This window comes from Arcobacter iocasae (assembly GCF_042214795.1).
Lineage (GTDB): Bacteria > Campylobacterota > Campylobacteria > Campylobacterales > Arcobacteraceae > Arcobacter > Arcobacter iocasae.
This window is the reverse complement of the sequence record NZ_CP090177.1, coordinates 1,808,866-1,821,923: the sequence shown is the minus strand read 5'-3', so window position 1 is coordinate 1,821,923 and position 13,058 is coordinate 1,808,866. Positions and strand designations below refer to the sequence as shown.

Here is a 13,058-nt window from a genome sequence, read left to right as displayed (position 1 = left end):
TATAAAATATTTAGAAATTTCAGTATATAATAGGCACCATAATTAAATAGAAGAAATCACATAGAAGGAAGAAAATGGAAGGAAGATTATTTACATTCTTAGGGGCTATCGGTGGTCATAGTCAAGAATGGATTATCCTGTCGCATTATGTTTTAGTAATCGCGATTATATTTTTAGTTGCTAGAGCAGCAACAAGAAAGATGCAACTAGTTCCAACTGGTGCACAAAATGTAATGGAAGCATATGTTGGTGGTGTTATATCTATGGGTGCAGACACTATGGGTGAAGAAAATGCTAGAAAATATTTACCATTAATTGGTTCATTAGGTCTAGTTGTTGTTGTTGCAAACTTAATGGGTGTAATTCCAGGGTTTGAATCGACTACTAGTAATATTAACTTTACTTTATCATTGGCATTAATAGTATTTGTTTATTACAACTACTTAGGTATTAAGAAAAATGGTTTTATTGGTTACTTTGCACACTTTATGGGACCTATGCCAATACTAGCTCCTTTAATGTTCCCAATTGAAATTATTTCTCATATTTCAAGAATTATTTCATTATCATTCAGACTTTTTGGTTCAATTAGAGGGGATGATATGTTCCTTATGGTACTTTTAATGTTAGTACCTTGGTTATTACCACTTCCAGGATTTTTCCTATTAACAGCGTTTGCATTTTTACAAGCGTTTATTTTCATGATTTTAACTTATGTGTATATCGCAGGTTCTATCATGATGGAGCATGAAGACCACTAATAAAACCTAAACGGTTTTATTATGGGCTGAGAATCATTAATAAATGAATTCTTTAAAAAAGGGAAGACAAAAAGTCTTCCCTTTTTTTATATCCAATAACTAGGCTAAAGATGAATCAAACTTTTAACTATTATCTTATTACTGACCCAAAATATTATACAAATGATAAAAATATATTTAAAGAAAAACTAGAAGATATATTAACTAATAAAAGAGTTGATATGGCATGTTTTAGAGATAAAGAATCATCAAATTATGAAGAGCTTGCAAATATATTCATAAACACTTGCAAAAGATTTAATATTAAACAAATCATTTTAAATGAAAATTTAGACTTAGCAATAAAACTAAACTGTGGCATTCATCTAACTTCAAAGCAGTTTGATAAAATCAAAATTGCAAAAGAGGCAAACTTATACACAATAATTTCTTGCCATAATGAAGAAGATATAAAAAAAGCCATACAAGAAAAAGCAGAGGCAATAACTTACTCTCCTATTTTTCCTACACCAAACAAAGGTGAACCAAAGGGAGTAAAAGTCTTAGAAAATATTCAAAAGAAATATAATATAAAAATAATAGCTCTGGGTGGTATTATTAATGACTTACAAATAAAACAAATACAAGATTGCCAAGTTCATGGCTTCGCCTCAATTAGATACTTTGTTTAAATAGCTTTTAAATAAGCCTTTTCATTTCCTAAATATACCAAATAAGCATAAACCTCATCACTCTTGCTTATCTCTTTGATTGCTTTTTTATAAAATGATATTTGTTTTTCGTGTTCTTTATTTTCTTGAACTGTTGTTTTATAATCAAAGATATAGTACTTATTTTCTTTTTCTATAAGTAAATCTATTATTTTGATTTCTCCATTATAAATCAAAGATTGTTCTCTTAAAAAATTTGCATTTTTTAAAAAGGAATTAAACTCTTCATTTTGAATTAATAAAAGAATTCTTTGTTTTATATCATCAAATTCTTTATCTTGCAAATAAACAGAATATCTGCTTTTTGTAAGATTTAAAGAGTACTCTAATTGCTTAATTGTAAAAGCATTCATCATCTCTAAACAATAGTGTGTTGCTATTCCAAAATATCTAGCTTTTAATTCAAAATCTTCATCATAATCTTTTACAGATTTATTTTTTTGTCTTCCTAAAATAAGTGGCTTATATTCTACTTTTTCAATTTTTTGATTAAAGTCTTTTTTAACTTCATTTATAATTAACTCACCTATTTGGCAAGACTCTAGTCCAATTAAATCAAAAACTGATTTTTCTTCTTTTTTGAAAATAAACAAATTACTTTTTGCTCGTGTAAGAGCTACATATAAAATATTTATCTCATCTTCTGCTTGCAAAGCTTTTTCTTTATTTAAAGCTCTTTTATAATTCTCATCAAAGCTTTCTAGATTTGATATTTTATAATAAACATTATCTAAATATACTCCACTATACTCAAACAAAAGTGAACTTCTATCAGCATTTTTATTTTTTATTCTATCAAGTAAGATTACTGTATCAAACTCTAATCCCTTTGATTTAAAGATTGTCAAAATTTGTAAACCTATTTGCTCTTTATTTTCAATTGGAGTTTCCATTAAATCAACTTCATAAACAAAATCAACAATATCTGTAAAGTTTTTTGACTCTTCTATAAATTTTATTACATTATCATCTAAGATATTGAAATATTTTGCTATTTTTAAAACAAGTTCAAACACCCTATTCTCTTGTAAATCAAAGTCAAAATCTAGTTTTGTATTTGGGGTATTTCCAATTATTGCATTTAAATTCTCTTTATAAATATTTTCTTTGTAATAAAGATATTTTATAGCATTTATACAAGCTTTTACATTCTCTTGATTTATAAGTTTTGAAGTCATCTCTGTAGAGATTTTAAGTGTGGGGAACATCTTACTTAAATATGAATATAGTTCTAGAACATCATCATTTGTATAAGTTAAAATAGCAATTGAGTTTGGGTCAATGTTTTTTCTAATAAGTTTAGCAATTGTACTTGCTATTGTTTGATACTTTTCATCTTCTTTTAGTTTTTCATCACTTATTACTTCCACATAACCATTTTCTATATTGCTTAATTGCTCATAGTATTCATAATTGTTTAGGTTTATAAATGCCCTATTTACAAACTCGACTATATTTTTTGCACTTCTAAAGTTTGTATTTAAAATCTCAGTTTCTATTTGGTTATGTTTTTTACTTACAAAGTCAAATAGCTCCCTCTTCCCACCTCTAAATCTATAAATTGATTGTTTGATATCACCCACATAAAAAAATGTCTTGAACTTTTCGCTATTACCTGAAAGTGCTTCTTCTATAAGTGGTTCTAAAATCTTATATTGTAAAAGTGAAGTATCTTGAAACTCATCTATTAATATGTGATTGTATTTACTATCAAGCCTAAAGTATAAAAAGTCTTTATCAATTTTACTTGAGAGCAGTTCATATACATAGTTTGAGATATCATTAAAAGTAAAGTAGTTTTTATTTTTGTTATAACCCTTTTTAAAATCCTTAAATAACTTATATAACTCATATAAAGAGCTAAGGGAATATGATGATCTTAATTTATAGTAATTACTTATTTGCATTTTTAATTCTTGGAAATTTTGTTCAAACTCTTCATTTGAACACTTTTTAAAATCCCTAGAATCCGTAGATATATCTTTTGTAAGCCAAGTTTTTCCTTTAAGTAATAACTCTTCAAAGTTATCAAAATCAACAGACTTTAAAGCTGCATTTGAAGCACTTGGGCAATTTTGAATATGTTTTTTTAATCTAAATGCAATTTCTAAAGCTAAGTTTTTTTGTAAGTTTATTAGATTTTCTTCTATTGGAACTATTTTAAAATCTTCATTTTTTTCATTTAGATTTAAAAAGATATCAAATATAGAGTTAAACTTTTTGGCTTCATAATATGAAAAGTTAATCAATTTATCAAAATTTTCTAAATTTAATGATTGTAAGAATTTATATTCAAGATTTTCTATATTATCTTGCTTAATTGAAAAATCATCATCAACACCAATATATCCACTAAACTCTCTTAAAATTTTATTTACAAACTTATCAATTGTATAAATAGATAGTTCGGAATTTAAATATAAATTTATTAGATAATCTTTTTTATTGAGTATTTGTTCAATTGAGAGTTCTGATACACTTGATATTTGTTCTAAGTAAATCTTATCTTCGCCCAAACTCTTTAAAGTCTTAAAGATTCTTTCACTCATCTCTTTTGCAGCTTTATTAGTAAAAGTTAAAGCTAAAATCTCTGTAGGACTAGCCCCTTTTAATAACAACGATATGTATCTTACAGTTAATGCAAAAGTTTTCCCACTTCCTGCACTAGCTTTTAATGCTAAATAATTTTTCATAAAAAATGATACTAAAAATCTACCAAATATTGCATTATATTACAAAAAGAAAATTTGTTGTATAATGCCTCACTTTTTAATAAGGTTTTAAAATTATGCAAATAAAAAATACAACTGTAGAAACATTACTCGAAGCCATACCATATATCAAAAAGTTTTATGGAAAAATAATTGTTATCAAATATGGGGGAAGTGCACAAACTTCTCCTGCTTTACAAGAAAAATTTGCCCAAGATATAGCCCTACTTTCTCTTGTGGGAATCAAACCAGTAATCGTACATGGGGGAGGAGCTAGAATTTCTGAGTTACTGAAAAAACTTGAGATTCATTCTGAATTTATTGATGGACATAGGGTTACTTGTGCTGATAGCATGAGAGTTGTGGAAATGGTTTTAAGTGGAGAGATTAATAAAAACATAACTTCACTATTAAATCACCATGGTGCAAAAGCCATAGGTATTTCTGGAAAAGATTCATCTATTATAAAAGCCCAAGCAAAAGATGGTGGAAAGTTTGGATATACAGGTGTTATTACTGAGATAAATGGAAAAATGATTACAAATCTTATAAATGAAGGTTTTGTTCCAGTTATCGCTCCAATTGCAGATGCAAAAGAGCCTGGACATCCTGGGTTTAATATCAATGCTGATGTGGCAGCTAGCAAAATAGCTATTGCACTTGGAGCACAAAAAGTTCTATTCTTAACAGATATTGTAGGAGTATTGGATAAAGATAAAAATCTATTAAACTCACTAGATAAATCAGATGTTGAAGCTTATAAAAAAGATGGAACAATAGCTGGTGGGATGATTCCAAAAGTTGATTCTTGTATAGAGGCTATTTATAATGGCGTAAATAAAGCTCACATAATAGATGGAAGAGTTGAACACTCAATTATACTTGAACTATTTACAAGTGATGGAATTGGTACACAATTTGTAAGAAAAGATAATCCAAATAATGGAATAAATTTAGAAAAATTATTAAATGACTAAAAGTAAGGACTAATATGAATTTTATAGAAACTAGAGGAAATGATGGAGTTAAAGCTAAAGAAGTAAGTTTTAGCGAAGCAATTTTAAGCCCAAGTGCTTCTTTTGGAGGACTTTATGTACCCAAAAGTTTGCCAAAACTTGAAGATGACTTTTTACAAAATCATATTAACTCAAGCTATAAAGAACTAGCATATGACATACTAAAAGCTTTTGGTATTGATATAGATGAAAGTGAAATAAAAAAAGCTTTAGATTTATATGATAACTTTGATGATGCTTCAAATCCTTGTCCTGTAGTTAAAATAGAAGATGACTTATTTGTACATGAACAATACCATGGACCAACAAGAGCTTTTAAAGATATGGCACTACAACCTTTTGGTTCAATTTTAAGTTCAATTGCAAAAAGCAAAGATGAAAAATATTTGATTCTAGCTGCAACTTCTGGAGATACAGGACCAGCTGCTTTAAATACTTTTAAAAATAAAGATAATATTCAAGTGGCTTGTCTTTATCCAAGTGGAGGTACAAGTGATGTGCAAAGACTTCAAATGGTTACAGAAAATGGAGCTAATCTAAAAGTAATAGGAATAAAAGGAAATTTTGATGATGCACAAACAGCATTAAAAAGACTTCTTGCCTCAAATACATTTAAAGATGAACTAGAAAAAGATGGTATAAAATTAAGTGCTGCAAACTCAGTAAACTTTGGAAGAATCATATTTCAAATAATTTATCACTTTTGGTCTTATATTCAACTATTAAAACAAAATGAAATCACTTTTGGAGAGAAAATTTACTTAGTAGTTCCAAGTGGAAATTTTGGAAATGTTTTAGGTGGATTTTATGCACTTAATATGGGTGTGCCAATTGAAAAACTTTTAGTAGCATCAAATGAAAATAATATTTTAACACAATGGATTAATACAGGAATTTATGATATTAGAGGAAAAGAGTTACAACTTACTAAGTCTCCTGCAATGGATATACTTAAATCTTCAAATATAGAAAGAGTTATTTACAGTCTTTGTGGAGCTAAAAGAACAAAAGAATTAATGGAATCATTAAATGAAAATTTATTTTTTGAAATGAGTAAAGAAGAGACTAAAGAGCTTCAAAAATATTTTTCTGCTGTAAACTCTGATGATGAATATGGAATAAAAATTATAAAAAAATATATCGATAAAGATTATATTATGGATCCTCATACTGCAACTTGTTTAAAAGCATATGAGACTTTAAAAGAAAAAGATTTAAAAACAGTTATGTATTCAACTGCTGAATGGACAAAGTTCTCACCAACAGTTCTAAATGCTATTTCACAAAATAATGAAAAATATGATGATAAAACTGCTTTAGAAAATATCTCTAAAAATTGTAAAGTTAAAATTCCTGATTCAATTTCAGAACTATTTAACTCAAAAATTCTACATGATGAAGTAGTAGAAAAAGAAGAAATAGAATCAAGAATAATCGAATTTATCACTAAATAATATAACTTAAACTTATAATTCTAAGGTTATTTTTAACCTTAGAAGCTCAATATACCTCAATTTTTGTGTAGATACGAGACAATTTGCTATTTTACACCTTAGTTTTGACTTTAGTCATAAAAATTTAAGACATGTTTAAATATAATGGGAAGATTTTATTTTAAAAGGAAACCAAATTATGTCTAACGAAACTAATAGACGAGATTTTATTGGTTATTCATTTGCTGCAGTTGCTGCAGTAGGTGGTGCTGCTTCGCTTGTTGGGATGAAACAAGCATGGGATCCACTTCCTAGTGTTTTAGCTGGTGGATTTACAACTGTAGATTTATCTACTATAAAAGCAGGTGAACCAGAAACTTTCGTATGGAGAGGTAAACCAATATTTGTTCTTAAAAAAACATCAGATATGGATCAATCTAAGAGAGATTTAATAGTAGGAAGTGATAGATTTATCATTGCTATTGGGTTATGTACACATTTAGGATGTATTCCTGCGTGGAAAAAAAATACTTGGAAATGTGCCTGTCACGGTGGAGAGTACAATGCAAGTGCTAAAAATACTTTTGGACCACCACCAAGACCACTTGATGTACCTCCATTTGAATTAAAAGGTACTAAAGTTGTTTTAGGTGAATCTGGCCCTGAATACAAAGAAATTGCTGCTTTTGTAGCAACAGAAGCGTAGGAAGGAACTAAAATGGCAAAATTTGAAAAAGCAAACTCAGTTGGTGAGTGGTTAGATCAAAGATTAAATCTTACAGCGTTCAATAAAGTTATGATGACTGAATATTGGATTCCAAAAGATATAAACTTTCTATGGGCTATGGGTGTTCTTTTAGCTACAACATTTGGTATTTTAATTATCTCAGGAATTTTCTTGATGATGTACTACAAACCAGATATTCATTTAGCTTTTGATTCTGTAAATTATACAATTATGCAAGAAGTTAAATTTGGTTGGCTATTTAGACATATGCATGCAGTTGCTGCATCAGTTGTATTCTTAATTATTTATATTCATATGTTTACAGGAATTTATTATGGTTCTTATAAACAAGGAAGAGAAATGATTTGGATTTCTGGTATGTTATTATTTATGACATTCAGTGCTGCTGGGTTCTCTGGATATATGTTACCTTGGGGACAAATGTCTTATTGGGCTGCAATGGTTATTACCAACTTATTTGGTGGTATTCCTTTTATTGGTGATGCCCTTGTTGTATGGATTAGAGGTGACTTTAATGTTGCTGATGCTACATTAACTAGATTCTTTATGCTACATGTATTCTTATTACCTGTTGTTATTATGGGAATAATTGCATTACACTTCTATACTTTAAGAGTTCCTCATGTTAATAATCAAGATTCAGAAGAGTTAGATTTTGATGCAGAAGCTGAAAAATACCTTTCTGGAAATAAAAAAGAGTCAAAAGTAATTCCTTTCTGGCCTGTATTTATCTCTAAAGATTTAGCAGTTATGGGAATTTTCTTAATATTCTACTTTTACTTAGTGTTCTTCCATTATGACTTTGCAATGGATCCAGTTAACTTTGATCCTGCTGATAATATGGTTACTCCAACTCACATTTATCCTGAGTGGTATTTCTTATGGTCATATGAAGTATTAAGAGGTTTCTTCTTTGATGTTGGTCCTTTAAAAGCATTTGATATTGGATTAATGGCATTTGGATTTGCAAATGTTATTTTCTTATTGTTACCATTTTTGGATAGAGATCCAAAAATCTTACCAGCACATAAAAGACCTAAATTCTTTATTTGGTTCTGGATTTTAATGGCTGATTTAATTGTATTAACTGTTTTTGGTAAATTACCTCCAACAGGTACTAATGCATATATTGGATTTGCAGCAGCAATTTCATTTATTTTAATATTCTTAGTATTACCAATTGTTTCTAAATCAGATGCTAAGAAAAGGGGTGATGTATGAGAGAATTAAAAATATTAGCAGTAGTTGTAGTTTTAACACTAATAACTTACTGGGGAGTTGAACCTTTTGCTCACTCTCAAATGCACCCACATGTAGATGTGCCAAATTATGATTTTGCACAAGCTGATAAAATGACATCTGCTGAAAATGTAGAAAAAGCAAAAGTAGAATTAGAAAAAGCAAAAAAAGCAGATGATAAAAAAGCAATTAAAAGTGCAACTACTGATTTAACAAATGCTGAAAACTTTGAAAAAGATACTAATGCTTTTTGGGCAACAACTAAAGAAGCAATTGCAGATAAAGGTAATGTTGCAAATGGTGAAGTATTAGTTACTAGTAACTGTACAGCTTGTCACTCTATTGAGTCAAAAGGTTTTCCAAAAGTTATGGATAACGCAAGTTCAGCAGCTGCTTATGGTGTAGTACCACCTGATTTAGGAACTGCAGGAAAATTATATACTAAAGAATACCTTGCTGGTTTTGTTATGAATCCTGCAAGAGCTTCTAAAGTTACTCATAAATTTGTTGATGGAAGAGTACATCCAATGCCAGGTTTTGATTGGATGCAACCACAAGAAATAGCTGATATTGTTGCATATTTACAATCAATTGCACCAAAAACTATGACAGATAAAGAAGTATTTAACAATGCTTGTCAAAGATGTCACTCTATTAAATATGGAGATATGCAAGGTGGAACTATGCAAGCATATACACCTAGTGAAAACATAAAAGCTTATATGGGGAAAATACCACCTGATTTATCTCAATATATTAAATCAAGAGGACCTAAATATATTCACGAATTTGTAAATGACCCTCAAAAACATTTAGAAGGTACAGCAATGCCAAGAGTTGGTTTAACGCTAGAATCTGAAAAACAAGTTGTTGGTTATTTAGAAGAAGTTGGTGATTCTAAAAAAGCGCAAAGAGAAGAATTAGGACCTAAGTTTTTAATTTACTTAGTAATTTTCGCGATTTTCGCTTGGTTATGGAAATCTAAACAATGGAGAGAGATGCACTAAGCATATCTTTTCATTTAACTTCAAAGGGGACTAATTTAATTAGTCCCCTTTTTTTATATAAAAATTTTCTTAATATTAAACACTACTAACTTTTTAAAAACTAACATTAACTTAACACATCAAGAGTAAAATTACCTCTAATTAAAATAAGGAGGCTACATGGATATTATAGGACAATTTCCGTTGTTTTATTTTCCAGAATACGGAACTGCTTGGATGATGGGTATGACAGGAACTATACACATCTTAGCATCACATACTTCCGTTGGTGCAGCAATGCTATTTGCATATTTATCATACAAAGCATATAAAGAAGACAGAACTGATTTATATCCGTATATGAAAAAATACGGTATGTTTTTGTTGATTTTCTCATATGTAATTGGTTCAATTACAGGTCCAGGTATTTGGTATACAGCAACCGCTGCAAGTCCCAGAGGTATAAGTGCACTTATACATAACTTTGTATGGGTTTGGGCAACTGAATGGGTATTTTTTGTCTTTGAAGTAATTGGAGTCTTTGTTCTTGTTTACTTTATTGATAAGATTGATAAAAAAACCCATTTAAAATTAACTTTCTCTTTTGCAATGGCTTCAGTTGGAACTTTAGCATTAATTATTGGGATAATTAGTTTTATGATGTGGCCAGGAACACAAGCTTATTATACAACAGGAAGTGCTAGTGATGCATTCTTTGGAACTAATACCTTTCCCCATATGTTTTTAAGACTTGGATTTATGATTATGCTTTCAGGTGTAATTGGTTTAGTAATTTCAAGTGCTATGAAAAAAGAAAATATTGAACTCTCTCGTGAACTAACTAGAAAGATGGGTTATATAAGTATGCTTGGTGGATTTTTAGTTTTATTCTTCTTTATGTGGTATATGGGAACATTGCCTGATAATGCCCATGCTGTATTTAATATTACAAAAGCTAGCGTTATTCAAAGTAGAATTATTCTCACAGTTGTTTTTTCAATTTATTTTTTAATTGCAATTTTAAAACCTCAATTTATAAGTACACCATTAGCTGGGATTATGATTTTTGTAATTCTAATTGGAGGAATCTGGCCAGGTGAAAAACTAAGAGAATCAATGAGAAAACCTTATGTTGCTGGTCAATATATTTATTCAAATCAGATTATTAGTCGAGATGTACCGGGAAAAGGAATCAAAAGTGAATTACCTATCATAGCCCAAAAAGGACTATTACAAGTAAATCCATTTATTCCAGAAAATTTAAAAGTTATAACAGAAGAAAATAAACATGAGGCTGGAAAACTTTTAGCAAGAATGGCATGTTCTAATTGTCACTCTTTAGAAAAAACTGGTAAATATAGACCACTTAAAGATAGACTCGCAGGTATGGATAAAGAAGCAATCAAGTCTATTTTATATGCAATAGGAGCAGGAGGTATGCCATACATGCCAACATTAAAATTACCAGAAAACGAAACTGATGCAATTGCCCAGTATCTTGCATCAATGAAATATTAAGGAGGAATTATGGACGCATCAGTATTATTAGCTCTAAGAGATCCAGCAGGAGTGCCTTTTTATCCTGTAGTATTTCAAGCACTTTATGTTTTAACATGGGCATTACATGCAGCTTTTGTTTTTCTAGCACTTGGTTCAATGGGACTATCATTATATGGAACCTTTAAACAAAAAAGTGACTCGAATTGGAAAATATTAACACCACATTTAATTCAAACAGGGAAAATAAGTATTTCAATACTTATTGTTTTAGGGGTTGCACCTTTACTATTTACACAAGTTATTTATGATCCAAATTGGTATGTAACAAATACACTTTCTGGAATGTGGATATTTATATTTATTTATACTTTAGTTCTTGGTTATATACTTTATTATTGGTACTTTTTTGCTAACAAAAAAACTAATGGTGGTGGTAAACTAATAGGAATAATTTCATTTCTTATTTTGATATTTGCAGGAGTTTTAATGCATAACTTTGCAGTAACATCTCTTATGCCAAATGATTGGATGAATATGTATGCACCAAATGGAATAGTTGACAATAGTGGTTGGACATTTAATGTAGACATAGTAAGATTGATTTTTATGTTAAGTTTATCAATTCCAGTTGTTGGATTATTTTTACAAAACTATAGTAGATTTTTAAGTACAAGAGAAGACTTTAGTAAAATATTTGTGGAATACACAGCAAGCCTTGGAACAAAACTTGGAATAGTAGGTTTAATTATAAGTGCACTAGCATTTGTAGCTTGGATGTTACAAGTTGGATATTTATTCCATCCATTATCTATTGCTATTGTAATAGGTGTTGTTATTTTATTATTTATGATTATTAAAAATAGTAATAGTTATATTACAACTATCGTATTAGTTGTTGTTGCCTTACTAATCTCAGCTATGAGAGAGCTTATTAGATTTGATATTATGGCAAAACTAGGATATAGCATTTATGAATATCCTGTGAATTTAGAGATTCCTACAATTGTAATGTTCTTACTTACTTTCTTAGTTTTAGGAGGAGTTGGAGTTGCTTACCTTTTAACACTTGCTTGGAAAGTTGGTAAAACTCAAGGTATCTTTGATGGAACAAAAGACAAAGCTGTTACAAAATTAGGTAATTATACTCTTTCTATAATGGTTTTATGGATGGTTGTTTATTTTGGTTGGGGTATGACCATACTCTTTATGAATATACTCTAATATTTAAAAACTAAAAAGTTAAAGAGTTTTTCTCTTTAACTTTTTATAATTGGAGTAAACTATGATTGGCACTAAAATACTATTTTTGGAAGATGATAAACTCTATCAAGAAACTATAAAAGATCTACTTGAAGAAGAAAATTTTATAATTGATACTTGCTCAAATGGTGAAAAATTTTTAAATAAAATATATGATAATATATATGATTTATATATTCTTGATATAAATGTCCCTCAAATTGATGGTTATGAAATCATGAGAATTTTAAATGAATATGAAGATGAGACTCTAAGATTAGTACTAACTTCTATTTCAAATAGTATAATTAGGTCATTTAAAAGTGGATGTGATGGTTTTTTAAATAAAACAGGAAATAATCAAGAACTAATTCTAAGAATACAATCTCTAATCAAAAGATCATATCGAACATATCACCAAGATATAATTATCAGTGAAAATCTTTCATACAATATCTTTTCAAAAGAACTTTTTCAAAATAAAAAACTATTAGAAATAGAATCTCAAGCTTTACTAGTATTAAATTACTTAATTAAAAAAAGAGGAGAATTTGTAAGCAAAGAAACCTTGGAAAAAAATGTTTATCCTAGTAATAGTAATTCAAAATCTGATGTCATTCGATACCATATTTGGCATTTGAGAAAAATTTTAGGAGTTGATATTATTGAATCACAAAAAAATAGAGGATATAGACTAAAGCCAATTGGTGTTTAA

At 28.9% G+C, this 13,058-nt stretch carries 11 protein-coding genes; 10 read left to right on the top strand and 1 reads right to left on the bottom strand.

Annotation, left to right across the window (positions count from 1 at the left end):
- Window positions 1–74: 74 nt before the first annotated feature.
- Both LXN10_RS09155 and LXN10_RS09150 read left to right on the top strand, forming a co-directional pair.
- The gene (locus LXN10_RS09155) at window positions 75–761 is read left to right on the top strand and encodes a F0F1 ATP synthase subunit A (RefSeq protein ID WP_375722734.1); all 687 of its coding nucleotides are present in this window, start codon (window positions 75–77) and stop codon (window positions 759–761) included.
- 110 nt (window positions 762–871) lie between these two features.
- Entirely contained in the window at window positions 872–1,432 is a 561-nt protein-coding gene (locus tag LXN10_RS09150; protein WP_375722733.1) for a thiamine phosphate synthase, read from the top strand.
- Here the strand turns inward: LXN10_RS09150 and LXN10_RS09145 are convergent.
- Entirely contained in the window at window positions 1,429–4,164 is a 2,736-nt protein-coding gene (locus tag LXN10_RS09145; protein WP_375722732.1) for a RecB-like helicase, read from the bottom strand. The genes LXN10_RS09150 and LXN10_RS09145 overlap by 4 nt on opposite strands.
- A gap of 95 nt (window positions 4,165–4,259) precedes the next feature.
- Between LXN10_RS09145 and argB the strand changes: the two genes are divergently transcribed.
- The 8 genes from argB to LXN10_RS09105 all read left to right on the top strand — a co-directional run bounded on the left by argB (window position 4,260) and on the right by LXN10_RS09105 (window position 13,058).
- Complete coding sequence (gene argB, locus LXN10_RS09140; protein WP_375722731.1) at window positions 4,260–5,159, top strand: acetylglutamate kinase; 900 nt, start codon at window positions 4,260–4,262, stop codon at window positions 5,157–5,159.
- Window positions 5,160–5,173: 14 nt separating this feature from the next.
- Window positions 5,174–6,652 carry a threonine synthase gene (gene thrC, locus LXN10_RS09135; RefSeq protein ID WP_375722730.1) on the top strand — a complete coding sequence of 493 codons (1,479 nt, stop codon included), beginning with the start codon at window positions 5,174–5,176 and terminating at the stop codon, window positions 6,650–6,652.
- 178 nt (window positions 6,653–6,830) lie between these two features.
- Window positions 6,831–7,337, top strand: coding sequence for a Rieske 2Fe-2S domain-containing protein (locus LXN10_RS09130; RefSeq protein WP_375722729.1), 507 nt, complete (start codon window positions 6,831–6,833; stop codon window positions 7,335–7,337).
- Window positions 7,338–7,349: 12 nt separating this feature from the next.
- The gene (locus LXN10_RS09125; protein ID WP_375722728.1) at window positions 7,350–8,600 is read left to right on the top strand and encodes a cytochrome b; all 1,251 of its coding nucleotides are present in this window, start codon (window positions 7,350–7,352) and stop codon (window positions 8,598–8,600) included.
- Window positions 8,597–9,625: a c-type cytochrome gene (locus LXN10_RS09120; protein ID WP_375722727.1), complete on the top strand. Its 1,029-nt coding sequence runs from the start codon at window positions 8,597–8,599 to the stop codon at window positions 9,623–9,625. The genes LXN10_RS09125 and LXN10_RS09120 overlap by 4 nt, the downstream gene beginning before the upstream one ends.
- A 159-nt stretch (window positions 9,626–9,784) precedes the next feature.
- A complete protein-coding gene (locus LXN10_RS09115) occupies window positions 9,785–11,122 on the top strand; it encodes a c-type cytochrome (protein WP_375722726.1) in 1,338 nt (445 codons plus the stop codon).
- 9 nt (window positions 11,123–11,131) lie between these two features.
- Window positions 11,132–12,325 carry a hypothetical protein gene (locus LXN10_RS09110; protein WP_375722725.1) on the top strand — a complete coding sequence of 398 codons (1,194 nt, stop codon included), beginning with the start codon at window positions 11,132–11,134 and terminating at the stop codon, window positions 12,323–12,325.
- Window positions 12,326–12,386: 61 nt separating this feature from the next.
- Complete coding sequence (locus LXN10_RS09105; RefSeq protein WP_375722724.1) at window positions 12,387–13,058, top strand: response regulator transcription factor; 672 nt, start codon at window positions 12,387–12,389, stop codon at window positions 13,056–13,058.